This window comes from Streptomyces nitrosporeus, assembly GCF_008704555.1.
Classification (GTDB): Bacteria; Actinomycetota; Actinomycetes; order Streptomycetales; family Streptomycetaceae; genus Streptomyces; species Streptomyces nitrosporeus.
In genome coordinates this window covers 130,825-148,030 of record NZ_CP023702.1, presented here as the reverse complement: position 1 = coordinate 148,030, position 17,206 = coordinate 130,825, and the positions used below count along the sequence as shown (strand labels likewise).

17 protein-coding genes are annotated in these 17,206 nt (G+C 73.0%); 9 read left to right on the top strand and 8 right to left on the bottom strand.

The genetic code is table 11. The annotated features are described in order from the left end of the window. The first annotated feature begins 1 nt into the window (after position 1). Together CP967_RS00675 and CP967_RS00670 are read left to right on the top strand one after the other, a co-directional pair. The gene (locus tag CP967_RS00675) at positions 2–1,951 is read left to right on the top strand and encodes a fumarate reductase/succinate dehydrogenase flavoprotein subunit (RefSeq protein ID WP_150486030.1); all 1,950 of its coding nucleotides are present in this window, start codon (positions 2–4) and stop codon (positions 1,949–1,951) included. Continuing rightward, on the top strand, positions 1,948–2,694 hold the full coding sequence (locus CP967_RS00670) for a succinate dehydrogenase/fumarate reductase iron-sulfur subunit (protein ID WP_150486029.1): 747 nt from the start codon (positions 1,948–1,950) through the stop codon (positions 2,692–2,694). Before CP967_RS00675 ends, CP967_RS00670 begins: the two co-directional genes overlap by 4 nt. 54 nt (positions 2,695–2,748) lie before the next feature. Here CP967_RS00670 and CP967_RS00665 read toward each other — a convergent pair whose 3' ends face one another. Then, on the bottom strand, positions 2,749–5,166 hold the full coding sequence (locus CP967_RS00665; RefSeq protein WP_150486028.1) for an excinuclease ABC subunit UvrA: 2,418 nt from the start codon (positions 5,164–5,166) through the stop codon (positions 2,749–2,751). A gap of 106 nt (positions 5,167–5,272) precedes the next feature. Then, on the bottom strand, positions 5,273–5,464 hold the full coding sequence (locus CP967_RS00660) for a DUF6381 family protein (RefSeq protein ID WP_150486027.1): 192 nt from the start codon (positions 5,462–5,464) through the stop codon (positions 5,273–5,275). Between the two features lie 190 nt (positions 5,465–5,654). On the opposite strand from CP967_RS00660, the gene CP967_RS00655 reads away from it, so the two are divergent. From CP967_RS00655 to CP967_RS00645, 3 genes are all read left to right on the top strand, one after another. Next, on the top strand, positions 5,655–5,939 hold the full coding sequence (locus CP967_RS00655; RefSeq protein WP_150486026.1) for a hypothetical protein: 285 nt from the start codon (positions 5,655–5,657) through the stop codon (positions 5,937–5,939). Positions 5,940–6,070: 131 nt separating this feature from the next. Then, positions 6,071–6,871, top strand: coding sequence for an alpha/beta fold hydrolase (locus CP967_RS00650; protein ID WP_150486025.1), 801 nt, complete (start codon positions 6,071–6,073; stop codon positions 6,869–6,871). Then, positions 6,868–8,145, top strand: coding sequence for a PP2C family protein-serine/threonine phosphatase (locus CP967_RS00645; RefSeq protein ID WP_150486024.1), 1,278 nt, complete (start codon positions 6,868–6,870; stop codon positions 8,143–8,145). The genes CP967_RS00650 and CP967_RS00645 overlap by 4 nt, the downstream gene beginning before the upstream one ends. On the opposite strand, the gene CP967_RS00640 is transcribed toward CP967_RS00645, so the two are convergent. After that, on the bottom strand, positions 8,126–8,695 hold the full coding sequence (locus CP967_RS00640) for a type 1 glutamine amidotransferase domain-containing protein (protein WP_150486023.1): 570 nt from the start codon (positions 8,693–8,695) through the stop codon (positions 8,126–8,128). The two genes, CP967_RS00645 and CP967_RS00640, sit on opposite strands and share 20 nt — an antisense overlap. Positions 8,696–8,813: 118 nt before the next feature. Between CP967_RS00640 and CP967_RS00635 the strand changes: the two genes are divergently transcribed. After that, a complete protein-coding gene (locus tag CP967_RS00635; protein ID WP_150486022.1) occupies positions 8,814–9,302 on the top strand; it encodes a phosphatase domain-containing protein in 489 nt (162 codons plus the stop codon). A 37-nt stretch (positions 9,303–9,339) separates the two neighbouring features. Here the strand turns inward: CP967_RS00635 and CP967_RS00630 are convergent, their stop codons facing one another. Continuing rightward, complete coding sequence (locus CP967_RS00630; protein WP_150486021.1) at positions 9,340–9,555, bottom strand: dodecin; 216 nt, start codon at positions 9,553–9,555, stop codon at positions 9,340–9,342. Between the two features lie 205 nt (positions 9,556–9,760). Here CP967_RS00630 and CP967_RS00625 point away from each other — a divergent pair, with 205 nt between their 5' ends. The 3 genes from CP967_RS00625 to CP967_RS00615 all read left to right on the top strand — a co-directional run bounded on the left by CP967_RS00625 (position 9,761) and on the right by CP967_RS00615 (position 12,811). Then, positions 9,761–11,014 (top strand): extracellular solute-binding protein, encoded by a 1,254-nt coding sequence (locus tag CP967_RS00625; protein ID WP_150486020.1) that lies wholly within the window; start codon positions 9,761–9,763, stop codon positions 11,012–11,014. A gap of 175 nt (positions 11,015–11,189) precedes the next feature. Further along, on the top strand, positions 11,190–11,975 hold the full coding sequence (locus CP967_RS00620; protein WP_150486019.1) for a GNAT family N-acetyltransferase: 786 nt from the start codon (positions 11,190–11,192) through the stop codon (positions 11,973–11,975). Next, positions 11,972–12,811, top strand: coding sequence for a lysophospholipid acyltransferase family protein (locus CP967_RS00615; RefSeq protein WP_150486018.1), 840 nt, complete (start codon positions 11,972–11,974; stop codon positions 12,809–12,811). The genes CP967_RS00620 and CP967_RS00615 overlap by 4 nt, the downstream gene beginning before the upstream one ends. On the opposite strand, the gene egtD is transcribed toward CP967_RS00615, so the two are convergent. From egtD to egtA, 4 genes are read right to left on the bottom strand one after another with little or no spacing between them, the layout of a single operon-like run. Next, positions 12,754–13,716, bottom strand: coding sequence for an L-histidine N(alpha)-methyltransferase (gene egtD / locus CP967_RS00610; RefSeq protein WP_150486017.1), 963 nt, complete (start codon positions 13,714–13,716; stop codon positions 12,754–12,756). The two genes, CP967_RS00615 and egtD, sit on opposite strands and share 58 nt — an antisense overlap. Further along, positions 13,713–14,468, bottom strand: a complete 756-nt coding sequence (egtC, locus tag CP967_RS00605; protein WP_150486016.1) for an ergothioneine biosynthesis protein EgtC — start codon at positions 14,466–14,468, stop codon at positions 13,713–13,715. The genes egtD and egtC overlap by 4 nt, the downstream gene beginning before the upstream one ends. Next, positions 14,468–15,817, bottom strand: a complete 1,350-nt coding sequence (egtB, locus tag CP967_RS00600) for an ergothioneine biosynthesis protein EgtB (protein ID WP_150486015.1) — start codon at positions 15,815–15,817, stop codon at positions 14,468–14,470. Before egtB ends, egtC begins: the two co-directional genes overlap by 1 nt. Next, positions 15,814–17,118 carry an ergothioneine biosynthesis glutamate--cysteine ligase EgtA gene (gene egtA, locus CP967_RS00595; RefSeq protein ID WP_150486014.1) on the bottom strand — a complete coding sequence of 435 codons (1,305 nt, stop codon included), beginning with the start codon at positions 17,116–17,118 and terminating at the stop codon, positions 15,814–15,816. Before egtA ends, egtB begins: the two co-directional genes overlap by 4 nt. Positions 17,119–17,206: the final 88 nt, after the last annotated feature.

Here is a 17,206-nt window from a genome sequence, read left to right as displayed (position 1 = left end):
CATGACCGACTACACGCACTACACGACCGGCGAGCCCGTCACCGACACCAAGGCCCCCAAGGGCCCCGTCGCCGGACGCTGGGACACCCGCCGCTTCCAGGCGAAGCTGGTCAACCCGGCCAACCGCCGCAAGCACACCGTCATCGTGGTCGGCACCGGCCTGGCCGGCGGATCGGCCGGCGCCACCCTCGCCGAACAGGGCTACCACGTCGTCCAGTTCTGCTTCCAGGACTCGCCCCGGCGCGCCCACTCCGTTGCCGCCCAGGGCGGCATCAACGCCGCGAAGAACTACCGCAACGACGGCGACTCCGTACACCGGCTGTTCTACGACACCGTCAAGGGCGGCGACTTCCGCGCCCGCGAGTCCAACGTGCACCGCCTCGCCGAGATCTCCGTGGAGATCATCGACCAGTGCGTCGCCCAGGGCGTCCCCTTCGCCCGCGAGTACGGCGGACTCCTCGACAACCGCTCCTTCGGCGGCGTCCAGGTCTCCCGTACCTTCTACGCCCGCGGCCAGACAGGGCAGCAGCTGCTGCTCGGCGCCTACCAGGCGCTCTCCCGGCAGATCGCGGCCGGCAACGTCGAACTGCACGCCCGCACCGAGATGCTCGACCTGATCGTCGTCGACGGCAAGGCCCGCGGCATCGTCGCCCGCGACCTGATCACCGGCAAGGTGGACACCTACTTCGCCGACGCGGTGGTCCTGGCCAGCGGCGGCTACGGCAACGTCTTCTACCTCTCGACGAACGCCATGAACTCCAACGCCACCGCGATCTGGCGTGCCCACCGCCGCGGTGCCTACTTCGCCAACCCCTGCTTCACCCAGATCCACCCCACCTGCATCCCGCGCACCGGCGACCACCAGTCCAAGCTGACCCTGATGAGCGAGTCGCTGCGCAACGACGGCCGCATCTGGGTCCCCAGGGCCAAGGGCGACGACCGCCCGGCCAACGAGATCCCCGAGGACGAGCGCGACTACTACCTGGAGCGCCTCTACCCCGCCTTCGGCAACCTCGTACCCCGCGACATCGCCTCCCGGGCCGCGAAGAACGTCTGCGACGAAGGACGCGGCGTCGGCCCCGGCGGCCAGGGCGTCTACCTCGACTTCGCCGAGGCCATCGCCCGCATGGGCCGCGCCCGGGTCGAGGAGAAGTACGGCAACCTCTTCGACATGTACGCCCGGATCACCGCCGAGAACCCGTACGAGACCCCGATGCGGATCTATCCGGCCGTGCACTACACCATGGGCGGGCTCTGGGTCGACTACGACCTCCAGACCACGATCCCCGGCCTGTTCGCGATCGGCGAGGCCAACTTCTCCGACCACGGCGCCAACCGCCTCGGCGCCTCCGCGCTGATGCAGGGGCTCGCCGACGGCTACTTCGTCCTGCCCTCCACCATCAACGACTACCTGGCCCGCAACCCGCACACGGACGAGGTCGATGTCGGCCACCCCGAGGTCGCCGAGGTGCTCGCCGAGACCGAGGACCGGCTCAGCCTCCTCCTCGCCGTCGACGGCGACCGCACCCCCGACTCCTTCCACCGGGAGATCGGCGAACTGATGTGGGAGCACTGCGGGATGGCCCGTACCGAGGAGGGGCTCCGCACGGCACTGGAACGCATCCCGCAGATCCGTGAGGAGTTCTGGCGCCGGATCAAGGTGCCCGGCACCGGCGAGCAGTTCAACCAGTCGCTGGAGAAGGCCAACCGCATCGTCGACTACCTCGAACTCGCCGAGCTGATGTGCCTCGACGCCCTGCACCGCGCCGAATCCTGCGGCGGTCACTTCCGCGAGGAGTCGCAGACCCCGGACGGCGAAGCCGCCCGCCGGGACGAGGAGTTCTCCTACGCCGCGGCCTGGGAGTTCAGCGCCACCGGCGACGCCCCCGTCCTGCACAAGGAAGACCTCGTCTTCGAGTACGTCCACCCCACCCAGCGGAGCTACGCATGAAGCTCACCCTGCGCGTCTGGCGCCAGCAGAACGCCGAGACGCCCGGCGCCATGGCCACCTACGAAGTCGCCGGCATCTCCCCGGACATGTCGTTCCTGGAGATGCTCGACACCCTCAACGAGGAACTCATCCTCGCCGGTGACGAGCCCGTCGCCTTCGACCACGACTGCCGCGAAGGCATCTGCGGCGCGTGCAGTCTCGTCATCAACGGCGACGCCCACGGCCCGGAACGCACCACCACCTGCCAGCTCCACATGCGGTCCTTCCGGGACGGTGACACCATCGACATCGAACCGTGGCGCGCCTCCGCGTTCCCGGTCGTCAAGGACCTGGTCGTCGACCGCTCCGCCTTCGACCGGATCATCCAGGCCGGCGGGTACATCTCCGCGCCCACCGGCACCGCACCCGACGCGCACGCCACCCCGGTGCCCAAGCCGGACGCCGACTTCGCCTTCGAGCACGCCGAGTGCATCGGCTGCGGCGCCTGCGTCGCGGCCTGCCCCAACGGCTCCGCGATGCTCTTCACCTCCGCGAAGGTCAACCACCTCAACGTGCTCCCGCAGGGCGCGCCCGAGCGCGAGACCCGCGTCCTGGACATGGTCGCCACCATGGACGACGAGGGCTTCGGCGGCTGCACCCTGGCCGGCGAGTGCGCCACGGCCTGCCCCAAGGGCATCCCGCTGCCGTCCATCGCCGCGATGAACAAGGAGTGGCTGCGGGCCGCCCGCAAGGTCCGCCGCTGACCCGGGCCCTTTCCGGCCCCGCCCGCGGCCCGGGCGAAGGCGCCGCGGGCGGGCTCAGCCCGTCCGCAGCGCCTTCGCCAGATACGGGGCCGTACGGCTCCCCGCCGCCTCCGCCACCCGGCGCGGGGCGCCGGCCGCCACGATCCGGCCGCCCCGGTCCCCGCCGCCCGGCCCCAGGTCGATCACATGGTCCGCGCCCGCCACCACCGCCATGTCGTGCTCCACCACCACCACGGTGTCACCCGCGTCGGCCAGACCGTGCAACTGCCGCATCAGCACCTCCACATCGGCCGGATGCAGACCCGTCGTGGGCTCGTCCAGCAGATACAGGGTGTGGCCCCGCCTGGACCGCTGGAGCTCCGTGGCGAGCTTGATCCGCTGGGCCTCCCCGCCCGACAGCTCCGTCGCCGGCTGGCCGAGCCGCAGATATCCCAGCCCCACGTCCAGCAGGGTCCGCAGGGCACGCTCCGCCGCCGGGGTCCCGGCCAGGAACCCGGCCGCCGCCTCCACCGTCAGATCCAGCACCCCGGCGATCGTCAGACCCTTCAGGGTGACGTCCAGCGTCTCGGGGTTGTAGCGCGCGCCGTGGCAGTCCGGGCAGGGGGCGTACGTACTCGGCAGGAAGAGCAGCTCCACCGAGACGAACCCCTCGCCCTGGCACGTCTCGCACCGCCCGCCCGCCACGTTGAAGGAGAACCGCCCCGCCCGGTAACCCCGCTCACGGGCGGTGTCCGTCGCGGCGAACAGTTTCCGCACGACGTCGAACAGGCCGGTGTACGTCGCCAGGTTGGACCGGGGCGTACGGCCGATGGGCCGCTGGTCGACCTGCACCAGCCGGTCCACCGCCTCCAGCCCCTCGGCCGACGCACAGCCCCGGGCCTCCCGCACCCGGGGGGCACCGCCCTGCAGCCGGTCCGTCAGCACTCCCGCCAGCACCTGGCCCACCAGGGTCGACTTGCCCGAACCGGAGACCCCGGTGACCGCCGTCAGCACCCCCAGCGGGAAGTCCGCGTCCACCCCGCGCACGTTGTGCCGGTCGACCCCGCGCAACCGGATCCATCCCGACGGGGCGCGGGGCGTGCGCTCCGGCACGGGAGCCTCGTCGAAGAGGAAGCGGCGGGTCGCGGATCCGGTCACCGAGGCGAGGCCCGCCGGGGGCCCGCTGTGCAGGACCCGGCCCCCGTGCTCGCCGGCCAGCGGCCCCACGTCCACCAGCCAGTCCGCCTGCCGTACCACGTCCAGCTGGTGCTCCACCACGAACACCGAGTTGCCCGCCTCCCTGAGCCTGCCGAGCACGGAGAGCAGCGACCGGGTGTCGGCGGGGTGGAGTCCGGCCGACGGCTCGTCCAGCACATAGACCACCCCGAACAGCCCCGACCTCAACTGCGTGGCCAGCCGCAGCCGTTGCAGCTCACCGGAGGAGAGCGTCGGCGCCGTGCGGTCGAGGCTGAGATAGCCCAGGCCCAGCTCGGTGACCGGCTCGATCCCCGCCAGCAGTTCCGCGGTCAGCACCCGGACGGTCTCGTTCGCGCCCCCCTCGGCGAGCAGCAGACCGGCGAGGGAGTCCAGCGGCAGGGCGCCGAGCTCGGCGACGGTACGGCCGGCGAAGGTGACCGCCAGGGCCTCCGGCCGGAGCCGGCTGCCACCGCAGGCGGGGCACGGCTCCCCGGTCAGGAAGCTCTCCGCCTTCGCCCGCAGCGCACGGCTCCGGGAATCCGCGAAGGTGTGCATCACATAGCGCCGCGCACTCATGTAGGTGCCCTGGTACGGGCGCTGGATCCGCCCCGCCTCGCGCACCGGGTGGACCGTCACCACCGGCTGCTCGTCCGTGAACAGGATCCATTCGCGGTCCGCCGGGTCCAGCTCCCGCCACGGCCGGTCGACGTCGTACCCGAGCGCGTCCAGCACATCGCGGAGGTTCTTCCCCTGCCACGCGCCGGGCCAGGCGGCGATCGCCCCCTCCCGGACGGACAACGACGGGTCCGGCACCAGGAGCTCTTCACTGGTGCGATGGACCAGCCCCAGGCCGTGGCACGTCGGGCAGGCACCCGCCGCGGTGTTGGGGGAGAAGGCGTCGGAGTCGAGCCGCTCGGCGCCCGGAGGGTAGTCGCCGGCCCGGGAGAACAGCATGCGCAGGGAGTTGGAGAGGGTGGTGACCGTGCCCACGGACGACCGCGATCCGGGCGCCGACCGGCGCTGTTCCAGGGACACGGCGGGCGGCAGACCGGTGATCTCGTCGACGTCGGGGGCGCCCACCTGGTGGATCAGCCGGCGGGCGTAGGGCGCCACGGACTCGAAGTAGCGGCGCTGGGCCTCGGCGTACACCGTGCCGAAGGCCAGCGAGGACTTGCCCGACCCGGAGACGCCCGTGAAGACGGTGAGGGTGTCGCGCGGGATGTCGACGTCCACGTCGCGCAGGTTGTTCTCGCGGGCACCCCGTACCCGGACGTACGGATCGTCGGTGGTGGTCATGGTGGGACGGCTCCGTACGGATCGGCGACGCGGACACGGCTCTGCCGGTGATCATCCCCCGGGCGACGGCCCGGGACGCCACCGGCAGAGGTCGACGGGACAGGTCTCAGACCATCGGGTCCATGCCACGGTCCCGCATACTGCTCTCCTGCTCGCTCTGCTCCCGCAGGCGGCGGGCCTTGGCCTGGAGCCGCTGACGCTGCTCCGGGTCCGTGGCACGCTCAGCGGCCTGCTTCAGCTCCTGGGCCTTGTCCCGGAGCTGCTTGACGCGGCCGCCGGATTCACCCGCAACGCTCATGATTCCTCCTGGTTCGGTGGAGCGGACAGGGCCAGCGAACCAGTGGGACGGCCGGTATGCATCTCGGAGGGAGACGCGGCGGGAGGAGCTCGCACGCCACCGCCGGCGGCACGGGACCGGCCGGGGGCGTCACCGGCCGGTGGCGGGGTAGGCGCCCCGGGAACACGGCAGTACGGCGACAGGAGGCAGCATGACGGACCGCCGTCCGCACGGGGCCGCCCGCACCGCGGGACGGGCCCAGGACCCGCCCGTCCCCCGCGACCCGCCCGACCAGCAGGTACGGGAGGGGGAGGACCCGCTGGGCGTACCGCTCCCACCGGACCTCGGCACCAGCGGTGACCGCGCTTTTGCTCCGGGGGACGGGCACACCGAGGAGGACCTGCCCGAGCTGGACGAGTCCGGCGCCGGCCGGTCCGTGCCGCGCCAGGGGGGAGCCCACCCCGAGCACCCGGTCCCGGACGAGCCGACCGGCTGAACCCCGTGGGACCCGCGGGGCGGGGAGACCCGTCCCGCGGGCCCGGGGCACCACCTCGCCGGACGCGCGGTGCCCGGTACACCCCCGGCTCCAGGCGCGCGCCCCGGCCCCGCCGGTGCCACCATGGCTCCATGGATGTCTGGCGCAGAAACCGGGTGTCGGTGACAGGCCGCGAGGACGGCCGCGTGGTGATGCTCGCCCACGGCTTCGGATGCGATCAGAACCTGTGGCGCCTGGTGGCGCCCAGGCTCGCGGAGCGGTTTCGCGTCGTCATCTTCGACCACGTGGGGGCGGGGAACTCCGACCCCGCCGCGTGGGACCCCGAGCGCTACTCGACCCTGGACGGCTACGCCGAGGACGTCCGGCAGATCTGTCACGCACTCGGCGCCGGACCGGTGGTCTTCGTCGGGCACTCGGTCAGTTCCATGATCGGTGTGCGGGCCGCGCTGCGCGAACCCGGGCTCTTCGACAAGCTGGTCCTGCTCACCCCCTCACCGCGCTACATCGACGACGAGGGGTATCGCGGCGGGTTCAGCGAGAGCGACATCGACGAGCTCCTGACGTCCCTGGAGAGCAACTACCTGGGCTGGTCCGCCGCCATGGCTCCGGTGATCATGGGAAACCCGGACCGGCCCGAACTGGGCGAGGAACTGACCAACAGCTTCTGCCGCACCGACCCGGAGATGGCCCGGGTCTTCGCGCGTACGACGTTCCTCTCCGACAACCGCGACGACCTCCCCCGGGTGCACCTGCCGGTCCTGGTCATCGAGTGCGCGTCCGACGTGATCGCCCCGCGCGAGGTGGGAGCGTACGTCCACGCCCGCATCCCCGGCAGCAGGATCGTCACCCTCGACGCGCGGGGGCACTGCCCCCAGCTGAGCGCTCCGGAGGCCACCGCGTCGGCGATCACCGACTTCGTGCTGGAACGGTGACCCCCCGGCCCCCCGGCGAGGGCGAGCGGGAGGGGTGCGGGGCGCCCGGCGCCCCGGACCTCTCCGCCCTGCCGGAACTCGATGCGGAGGACCTCTACGAGAACGCCCCCTGCGGCTACCTCTCCACGCTGCCCGACGGACGCATCGTCCTGGTCAACGGCACGCTCCTGAGGTGGCTCGGCTACGGGCGCGACGAACTGGTGGGACGGCGGACGTTCACCGACCTGCTGACCGTGGGCGGCCGCATCTACTACGAGACGCACCTCGCCCCGCTGCTCGGTATGCAGGGCGAGGTCAGCGGGATCGACCTGGACCTCCTGGCGGCGGACGGCGGCCGGCTGCCCGTGCTGGTCACCGCCGTCGTCAGGAAGGGGCCCGACGGCGAACCGCTGATGATCCGGACGACCCTGCTCGACGCCCGGGACCGGCGCACCTACGAGCGGGAACTGCTGGCGGCACGCCACGAGGCCGAACGCGAACGCGCGCGGCTGCAGAGGCTCGCGGCCACGCTGCAGCGGACCCTGCTGCCGCCCGCCCTGGAATCCGTACCGGGCCTGGACGTGGCGGCCCACTACCGCATCGCCTCCTCCGACGAGGTGGGCGGTGACTTCTACGACCTCTTCCCGCTCGGCTCCGGCCGGTGGGGCCTGTTCCTGGGGGACGTCCGGGGCAAGGGCGCCGAAGCGGCGGTGACCACCTCGATCGCCCGGTACACCCTGCGTACGGCGGCCGTCTACGACCCGGACCCGGCAGCCGTGCTGCGGACCCTGGACGCCGTGCTCCAGGAGGAGAGCCAGGAGGAGGAACCGCGTTTCTGCACGGTGGTCTTCGGGCTGCTCACGCCGGTGGGCCGCGAGGGGGAGTTCCGTGTCGTGCTCGCGAGCGGCGGCCATCCGCCGGCCCTGCTGCTGAGGGCCGACGGCGGAGCCGAGTACCTCGACACCCCGGAGGGCCAGCTGGTCGGCGCGGTACCGGACGCGCACATCGCGGCCAGAGAGGTCTGCCTCGGCCTCGGGGACACCCTGCTCTTCTACACGGACGGGCTGACCGAGGCGCGTGTGGACGGCGAGAGCGCGCGCTACGGCGAGGACGCGCTGCTGGAGTTCGCCCGGGCCCTGGCGCCCACGTCCGCCGCCGGGGCCGTCGATGCCTTCACCTCGCTCCTGGAGGAGCTCGGCGAAGGCATCGACGACGACACGGCGATCCTGGCGATCAGTGTTCCGCCCGTCTCGCCGCGGACGGGCGGACGGGCGGTCAGGACCCCGCGGAAGTGAGGGCCTTGCCGATCTCCCGGAGGAAGTCCTCCAGGTCGCCGGGGTTCCGCGAGGTGATCAGGAGCCAGCCGCCGGCGTCGTCGGTGACGACCGGGCGGTCCTCCCAGGTGCCGCCCGCGTTGCGGATGTCGGTCCTGAGCGAGAGGTACGAGGTGAGGGTCTTCTCCTTGACCACGCCCGCCTCGACGAGAGCCCACGGGCCGTGGCAGATCGCCGCGACCGGACGGCCCGAGGAGGTGAAGGAACGGACGGCGTCCAGGGCGTCGTCGTCCAGGCGCAGACTGTCGGCGTTCAGGGTGCCGCCGGGGACGAGCAGCAGGTCGTAGCCCGCCGGGTCTGCGTCGGCCAGGGTCAGGGAGGGCCGCACGGTCTCCCCGGGGTCCTTGTCCCCGACGAGTGTGCGGATGGCGTCGGCGGAGACGGCGGCCACGTCGACGGTGGCGCCCGCCTCCCGCAGGCGCCGTACGGGCACGACGAGTTCGTCCTGCTCCACGCCGTAGTTGGTGACGATGGCCAGAACGCGGCGCCCGTCGAGGTCGGTGTCGGTCATGGATCCGGTCCTTTCTCGTCGCCCGTGGTGTCACGGGGACCGATCTGTGATGTGCGGGGGCCGGAGGGCCCGGCACCGGGTGCCGCGGGCCGGCCGCCTCGGTCCTAGGGTGGGCGGGATGAGGAACACCCCGCGGCCGCTGGCCGTGTTCGACCTGGACGGGACCGTCGCGGACAGCCGCCACCGGCAGCACCTTCTGGAAGGCCGGCGGCGTGACTGGGCGGCGTTCTTCGCCGCGGCCGCCGCCGACCCGCCGCTGGCCGAGGGAGTGGAGCTGGCCCGCTCGCACGCGAAGGAGTGCGAGGTCGTGTACCTCACCGGGCGGCCGGAGCGGTGCCGGCGCGACACGCTCGCCTGGCTGGAGCGGCACGGGCTTCCCCGCGGCCCCGTCCGCATGCGGCGCAACGACGACCGCCGGCCCGCCCGGCACACCAAGCTGGACGTCCTTCGCGAGCTGGCCCGCACCCGCGAGGTGCGGGTCCTCGTCGACGACGACGAACTGGTCTGCGACGCCGCCGAGCGGGCGGGCTTCACCGTCGTCCGGGCCCGGTGGGCCCTCGTGTCGCCCGTGCTGAAGGACGCGCAGGAGAGGGAAGGACGCACCTGAACGGTCCGCCCGGCGCACCGGGGCACGGCCGGAGGGCTCAGGTGTCGCCGTCGAGCCGGAAGCCCACCTTGAGGCCGACCTGGAAGTGCGCGATCCGGCCGTTCTCGATATGTCCGCGTACGGCCGTCATCTCGAACCAGTCGAGATTGTGCAACGTTTCGGCGGCCCTCGCGACACCGTTGCGGATGGCCGCGTCGACGCCCTCCTCGGAGGTTCCTACGATTTCGGTGACCCGGTAGGTGTGATTCGACATCGATTGTCCCCTTTCGCTTATTCCACGGTGCCTCACGGGACCCGGCGCCGCGAGGTAACACCACGGGCAAATCGCCGGAGCCGGGCTTGACCTCGCGAATGGTCCATACCAAACTTCCCAGCCACACACCCGTGCGAGCGATGCCCGCAGTCCCCCCACCCGGGTCCTGTGTCTTGATCTTGCCGTTTCGCAGAAGGTGACACCCGTGAAGAACCGAATGACGGCCGGCGCCGTTGCTCTTGTCTCGTCCCTCGTGCTCAGTGGCTGCGGAAGTATTCCCGGTCTGGGGGACGGAGGTCACACGGTGACCGTCTGGCTGATGAAGGGCAGCGTCTCCCAGGACTTCCTGGACCGGTTCACGGAGTCCTACGAGGACGAGCACCCTTCTGTCGAACTGGAGTTCGTCATCCAGGAGTGGAGCGGCATCGGCCCCAAGGTGATCAAGGCCCTGGACAGCGACGACGCGCCGGACGTCATCGAGGTCGGCAACACCCAGGTCGCCCAGTACGCGGCGACCGGCGACCTGCGCGACCTCACGCTGGAGTCGATGCGCGACCTCGGCGGCGACGACTGGATCCCCGGCCTCGCCCAGCCCGGCAAGGTCAACGGCGGGCAGTACGGCATCCCCTGGTACGCCGCCAACCGCGTGGTGGTCTACAACAAGGAGCTCTTCGAGCAGGCCGGTATCACCGAGACCCCCAAGACCCGCAAGCAGTGGCTGGAGACCAGCGAGAAGCTGAACACGGGCGGTACCCAGGGCATCTACCTCCCCGGGCAGAACTGGTACGTGCTGGCCGGGTTCATCTGGGACGAGGGCGGCGAGCTGGCCGACGACTCCGAGGGCGACTGGGAGGGCACCCTGCACTCGCCCGCGGCGCTCAAGGGCATGGACTTCTACAAGCGGCTCCAGCAGTACGGCGACGGCCCCAAGGGCGGCGACGAGGAGACGCCCTCGCAGGACGAGCAGTTCGCCGAGGGCGACATAGCCCAGATGATCACCACCCCCGGATCCGCCGCCGCCATCGAGAAGAAGAACCCGGAACTGAAGGGGAAACTGGGCTTCTTCCCCATCCCCGGCAAGACCGCCGCCGCGCCGGGTGCCGTCTTCACCGGCGGATCGGACCTCATCGTGCCGGAGAGCAGCTCCGACCGCCGCGAGGGCATCGAGGTCGTCAAGGCGCTCGCCGGGGAGAAGTGGCAGACGGAGCTCGCCCGGACCATGAGCTACGTGCCCAACAAGACCTCCCTCGCCGGGGTCGTCGAGGGCCAGGAGGGCACCGCGGCGATGGCCGAGGGAGCCGCCCGGGGCCGCGCCACCCCCAACTCGCCCAACTGGGCCGCGGTCGAGGCGGTCAACCCGATCAAGCCCTACATGACGGCCGTGCTGGAAGGGGCCGACCCGGCCACCGAGGCCAAGAAGGCATCGGACAGCATCACGGCCAAACTCATCGCGGGATGACGCACCGGCGGATCCGGTGAGGACGGGACACCCCGGGATTCAGCCGTCGCACATCCGCCCGATCGGTGGCGGTCACGTCGAATCCAGCCGGTCACGGAAGAAGTAAGGGGCCGGGCCACCGCACTCGCGCGATGGCCCGGCGGCCGCCCTCACCGATCCGTCCCCGGAGAACGCCATGACCGTGCTGCCCTCCGCCCCCTCCACCCCGGCCCCCGCACCGCCCGCCCCCGTGGCGTACACCGTCTCGCTGGCCACCGGACCCGAGGACGTACAAGCCGCCCAGCGGCTCCGCCACCAGGTGTTCGCCGGGGAACTCGGTGCCCGGCTCGACACCCTCGAACCGGGCCTCGACAGCGACGCCTTCGACATCCACTGCGACCATCTGCTGGTGCGCGAGACGGCCACCGGCCAGGTGGTCGCCACCTACCGGCTGCTGCCGCCCCAGGGCGCCCGGCGCGCCGGACGGCTCTACGCGGAGGGCGAGTTCGACCTCGGGAAGCTGCTGACGATCCGCGACGACCTCGTCGAGGCGGGCCGCTCCTGCGTCCACCCCGCCCACCGGCACGGCACCGTCATCGCCCTCCTCTGGGCCGGGATCGCCCGCTACATGGAACGCACCGGCCACAACTGGCTGGCGGGATGCTGCTCCATACCCCTGGCCGACGGCGGCGCCCTGGCCGCCCGCAGCTGGGAGACCGTACGCGCCGGCCACCTGGCGCCCCAGGAGTACTGGGTGACGCCCCACCGCCTCTGGGACACCACCGGCCACGCGGGCGGCCCCGGATCCCGGGCGCAGCTGCCGCCGCTGCTGCGCGGTTACCTCCGCCTCGGCGCCTGGGTCTGCGGAGCACCCGCCCACGACCCCGGCTTCGGTGTCGCCGACCTCTACGTCCTGCTGTCCATGCGCCGCACCGACCCCCGCTACCTGCGCCACTTCCTCTCGCTCGCCCCGCTGCGATGAGCGCCTGGCTCCCCGCCGCCCCGTGCACCCCCCAGCGCTGCGCCGGCCACGGGGGCGCCTCCCGGACACCCCCGCACGCCGCCCTCCTGCTGCTCACCGGGTGCCTGCTCACCCTGCTCGGGGTGCTCGCCCTGCCCCTCGTGCCGCTCCTGGGGACGCACCGCCGCGACCGGCTGGTCAGCGGCTGGGCGTACGCGGTGGTGCGCGGCTTCGGCGTACGGGTACGGGTCACCGGGCGGCCCGCCGGCGGCGCCCGGCCCCGCCCCGGGGAACTGGTCGTCGCCAACCACATCAGCTGGCTGGACGTCTTGCTGGTCGCCTCGGTGTTCCCGGCCCGGATGGTCGCCAAGGCCGAGATCCGCCACTGGCCGCTCCTGGGACCGCTCGCCGCGCTCGGCGGCACGCTCTTCGTCGACCGGGACCGGCTGCGCACCCTCCCCGGCTCCGTACGGGCCATGGCCGGCGCGCTGCGCGGCGGATCACGGGTGGCCGTCTTCCCGCAGGGCAGCACCTGGTGCGGGCGCGGGCCCGGGGGCCCGTTCCGGCCCGCCGCCTTCCAGGCGGCGATCGACGCGGGCGCCGCCGTCCGGCCCGTCCGCATCAGCTACCGCACCACGGGCCCGGACGCGGCGGGGGCCGCCGCCTTCGTCGGCGACGACCCGCTCACCGCCTCGCTCTGGAGAGTGGTGACGGCCGCCGGGCTCACCGCGGAGATCAGCGTCCTGCCCCCGCTGCCGGCCGGGAGCGGGCCAGGCCGGCGCGCCCTGGCCCGCGCCGCTCAGCGGGCCGTCGACAGCGACAGCGCGAACCGGCCCGCCGCGTCCGTCCACCACTGATCCAGCCGCAGTCCGGCGGCGGCCAGTTCCTCCCGCACACCCTCCCGGCGGAACTTCGCCGACACCTCGGTCCGCAGCTCCTCACCCCGCTCGAAGGCCACCACCAGATCCAGCTCGCGGATCTTCACGTTCAGCGCCCGGCGGGCACGCAGCCGCATCTCGATCCACTCGTGCTCCGCGTCCCACCGGGCGACATGGTCGAAGGCGTCGAGCGGGAAGTCCGCGCCCAGTTCCCCGTTCACCACCGACAGCACGTTCTTGTTGAACGCGGCCGTCACCCCGGCCGCGTCGTCGTACGCCGAGACGAGCGTCTCCTCGTCCTTGACCAGGTCGGTCCCCAGCAGCAGCCCGTCGCCCGGCGCGAGCCGCTCCCGTACGGACCGCAGGAAGCCCGCGCGCTCCTTCGGTAGCAGATTGCCCAGCGTCCCGCCCAGGAACGCCACCAGCCGCGGGCCGGGGCTGTCCGGAAGGTCCAGGGGGCGGGTGAAGTCGGCGACGAGCGCGTGCACCGACAGCCCGGGCCTCCCGGCCAGCACGGTGCCGGCCGCCCCGCGCAGCGCGCTCTCGCTGACGTCCACGGGGACGTAGGTGTGCAGCCCGGGCAGCGCGTCCAGCAGGTGCCGGGTCTTCTCCGACGACCCCGAGCCCAGCTCGACCAGGGTCCGCGCACCGGACGCGGCGGCGACGTCCCCGGCGTGGGCCAGCAGGATCTCCCGTTCGGCACGGGTCGGGTAGTACTCCTCCAGACGGGTGATCTCCTCGAACAGCTCGCTGCCGCGCGCGTCGTAGAACCACTTGGGCGGCAGCGACTTCGGATACCGGGTCAGCCCCTCGGACACGTCGGCACGCAGCGCCGCGTCCGTCGCGTCCGCAGGCAGGGTGCGGGTCAGCCGGAAGTCACTCACGCGAAGGGCTCCTCGATCGGGGACAGGGAAACGCCGGTGCGGGACGCGGTCAGCAGGGTGCGGTCGGGCACCTCCCGCCAGTGCGGGGCGCCGTCGTACGGCTCCGAGGCCACCACGGCGCGGTGCCCCGGCTCGTGCAGATACCAGAGCGAGTCGCCCCACGCGGTCGCCACGATCACCGCGCCGTCCGTGAGCAGCAGATTGAGCCGCGAACCGGGAGCCGCGCCGGCGATGTCCAGCACCGTGCCGGCCACCGCGCGGGGGATGTCCCCGCCCTCGGCGATCCGGTGCTGCACGAGGGCCCAGACCAGCGCGGAGTCGCTGCGCGCCGCCAGGGTGAGCAGACGTTCCGGCGGGAGGGCCCCGGCCGCCGCCGCCAGCGACCCGGGCCAGCCCCGCACCGCGCCGTTGTGGCTGAACAGCAGGCGGCCGCCGGTGAACGGGGCGGCGGCCGCCTCCCCGTCCGCACCCGCCCGGGTGGCGTCCCGTACGGCGCCGAGCAGCGCGGGGCTGCGCACCACACGGGCCAGATCGGTGAACGTCTCGTCGCCCCAGACCGGCCCCCGGCGGCGGTACCGGCCCGGCACCGGGTCGCCCTCGGCGTACCAGCCGACGCCGAAACCGTCCGCGTTGACCGTGCCGGAGCGCTGGTGCCGCGGGTCCCAGGACTGGCGCACCAGCGAGCGCTCAGGGGCCGTGAGTATCTCTCCAAGAGGCACCGATGGCCCCACATAAGCGATATGACGGCACATCAGGCATCCCTCGCGGTCCGGAAACCGGAGAAGATCTGGCGGCGCACCGGCAGGTCCCAGTTGCGGAAGGTCCCCCGGCAGGCGACCCGGTCCACCGCGAACGAACCGCCGCGCAGCACCTTGTGGGCCGGACCGAAGAACACCTCCGAGTACTCGCGGTAGGGAAAGGCCACGAACCCCGGGTAGGGAAGGAAGTCGCTCGACGTCCACTCCCAGACGTCACCGATCAGCTGTCCCGCACCCGAAGGGGCACGCCCCGCCGGGTACGCGCCGGCGGGAGCCGGACGCAGATGGCGCTGTCCCAGGTTGGCGTGGACCGGGGAGGGGTCCTCGTCCCCCCACGGATAGCGGCGGGAGCGGCCCGAAGCGGGGTCGTGCCGGGCGGCCTTCTCCCATTCCGCCTCGGTCGGCAGCCGCCGCCCCGCCCAGCGGGCGTACGCGTCCGCTTCGTACCAGCTCACATGCAGAACGGGTTCGCCGGCCGGCACCGGCTCGGTGACCCCGAAGCGGCGGCGCAGCCACTGTCCGGCCTCCCGGCGCCAGAACAGGGGTGCGGACAGCCCGTGTTCGCGGACCATCGCCCAGCCCTCGGGGGCCCACCAGCGAGGATCGCCGTAACCGCCGTCCTCGACGAAACGCTCGTAGGCGCCGCAGGTCACCGGCGCGGTGTCGATGTGGAAGGCCGCCACCTCCCGCCGGTGCGCGGGCCGTTCGTTGTCCAGCGCCCAGGGCTCGGTGGAGGTGCCCATGGTGAACGGGCCCCCCTCGACCAGGACTTCGGAGGGCAGTGTGACCGCGTCCGGCGGCCGGGGCGGCTCGGGCGCGTCCAGCACGGGCGGCCCCGAACGGAGCTGATGGGTGATCAGCATGGTCTCGTCGTGCTGCTGTTCGTGCTGGGCGACCATGCCGAAGACGAAACCGGCACGCTCCAGCGGGCGCCCGCCACCGTGCAGCGGGGCGCCGCCGAGGATGTCCAGGGCCCGCCCCCGCACCTCGGCGGCGTAGACGCGCGCCTCGGCCGGCGGCAGCAGCGGGAGCGAGGGCCTGCTGGCCCTGGGGTGCTCGAACGCGTCGTACAGCCCGTCGATCTCCGGGCGGAGGGCGTCGAGACCGCCGACGGCACGCAGCAGCCACTGCTCCTCCTGGTTCCCGATGTGGGCGAGGTCCCACACCAGGGGCGACATCAGGGGGGAGTGCTGGGCGGTGAGCTCGTGGTCGTCGACGCTGTCGGTGAGCAGCGCGGTACGCTCGCGGGCGGCCAGCAGCGCGGCCAGGGCCCGCCCCCGCAGCGCCTCGGCGTCGGACTCCGGTCCCCGGGCCCCTCCGGGCGCGCCTGTGCCGTCGGTCATCGGGCCGGGCTCCTTCCGTGGCGTGCCGCCGTCGCGGGGTCGGGCAGATCGTCGGCGGGGCATCTGCCGCGCGCCACGTACCGGTCGGTGAAGGAGGCCACCGCGTCCTGGACCCTGGTGTCCGCGCCGAGCCGGGGCAGCGCCTCCTGCGCGGCGGCGAAGCACACCGCGGCCGCGGCGGCCAGTTCCGGATCGCCGAGGGCGTCCCGGGCCGCGGCCGTCCAGAGCGGGTTGCGCGGGGCGGGGGACGGGCCGGCGGTCTCCGCCAGGGGTTTCACGGCGCGGTACACGGTTTCGGCCGCCTCCGGGTCGTCGAAGAGGGCGGTGGTGACCGCCAGCGGCACCAGCCAGCCGTCGGGGCCCGACTGGGCGTCGATCATGCGCAGTTCGAGATGGCCGCGCGGGCGGACCGGCGGGAACAGCGTGGTGACGTGGTAGTCGAGGTCGGTCCGGTCCGGCGGCCGCTCCCCGGCACCCCGGATCCAGTCCCGGAAGCTCAGCCTCTCCGGGACGGTCCAGGGGCGGCCGTCCCGGCCCCGGACGCACATCACGGGTGTGTCCAGCACATGGGCGGCCCACGCCTCACGCGGCGCGTGGTGCCCCGGCGGAGCCAGCGACCTGGCCGCGTCGAGGTCGGCCCACAGCGCCTGCCGGGTGGAGCGCCAGCCGGTGGGGGAGCCCTGCCGGAAAGGCGAGTTGGCGAAGGCCGCCACGAGGACCGCGCCCAGCAGGTGCGCGAGCTGCCACCGCCGCCCGTACCCCAGGGGGCCCGGCTCCTCCTCACCGGCGTCCAGGCAGACCTGGACGGACGCCGAGGTGCACATCATGGCGCGGCCCGCGCTGCCCCACCGGTCGAGCGACGCCTCCATGGCGTCGTACCGGGGCTCCCTGAGCAGACGGCGGGGGGAGTGCCACGGGTCGACCCCCAGACCGGCCGGCTCCAGGCCGGAACGCGCCAGGACGGCGCGGACCGCCGCCAGATCGTCCGTCATCGAGTCCACACAGGCCATCAGCGACCCGGCGGGCCGGGAACTGAGCTCCAGCTGCCCGCCCGGCTCGAAGGTCAGGGCCGCGTCCAGCCGGGTCGCGCGCACGGCGTCCGAGGCGGCGGTCAGGCGCCCGTGGGAGACGGCGGCCCCGGGCCGTTCCACGTCGTGGAGCAGCCATTCCAGCTCCACACCGACGGTCCCGGGCGGGCCCGTCTTGAAACATATGCCGCGCAGCCGGTCCTCGGCCTCCTCCTCGCCGAGGGGCTCCGCGTCCACGGCCGAGCCGTGTGCGCCGGGAGTGTCCAGGGGCATGCCGGTGCCTCCTCTTCGGGTACGTCCTTTCCCACCCAAACCCTTACCCGGAGTTCGCACAAGGGCGCCCCCGCGCCACCGAAAACCG

Bases quoted from the DNA above. Each gene is read 5' to 3' on its own strand.
- CP967_RS00675 (WP_150486030.1), top strand. From the start codon at position 2: ATGACCGACTACACGCACTACACGACCGGCGAGCCCGTCACCGACACC.
- CP967_RS00670 (WP_150486029.1), top strand. From the start codon at position 1,948: ATGAAGCTCACCCTGCGCGTCTGGCGCCAGCAGAACGCCGAGACGCCC.
- CP967_RS00665 (WP_150486028.1), bottom strand. From the start codon at position 5,166: ATGACCACCACCGACGATCCGTACGTCCGGGTACGGGGTGCCCGCGAG.
- CP967_RS00660 (WP_150486027.1), bottom strand. From the start codon at position 5,464: ATGAGCGTTGCGGGTGAATCCGGCGGCCGCGTCAAGCAGCTCCGGGAC.
- CP967_RS00655 (WP_150486026.1), top strand. From the start codon at position 5,655: ATGACGGACCGCCGTCCGCACGGGGCCGCCCGCACCGCGGGACGGGCC.
- CP967_RS00650 (WP_150486025.1), top strand. From the start codon at position 6,071: ATGGATGTCTGGCGCAGAAACCGGGTGTCGGTGACAGGCCGCGAGGAC.
- CP967_RS00640 (WP_150486023.1), bottom strand. From the start codon at position 8,695: ATGACCGACACCGACCTCGACGGGCGCCGCGTTCTGGCCATCGTCACC.
- CP967_RS00635 (WP_150486022.1), top strand. From the start codon at position 8,814: ATGAGGAACACCCCGCGGCCGCTGGCCGTGTTCGACCTGGACGGGACC.
- CP967_RS00630 (WP_150486021.1), bottom strand. From the start codon at position 9,555: ATGTCGAATCACACCTACCGGGTCACCGAAATCGTAGGAACCTCCGAG.
- CP967_RS00620 (WP_150486019.1), top strand. From the start codon at position 11,190: ATGACCGTGCTGCCCTCCGCCCCCTCCACCCCGGCCCCCGCACCGCCC.
- CP967_RS00615 (WP_150486018.1), top strand. From the start codon at position 11,972: ATGAGCGCCTGGCTCCCCGCCGCCCCGTGCACCCCCCAGCGCTGCGCC.
- egtC (WP_150486016.1), bottom strand. From the start codon at position 14,468: ATGTGCCGTCATATCGCTTATGTGGGGCCATCGGTGCCTCTTGGAGAG.
- egtB (WP_150486015.1), bottom strand. From the start codon at position 15,817: ATGACCGACGGCACAGGCGCGCCCGGAGGGGCCCGGGGACCGGAGTCC.
- egtA (WP_150486014.1), bottom strand. From the start codon at position 17,118: ATGCCCCTGGACACTCCCGGCGCACACGGCTCGGCCGTGGACGCGGAG.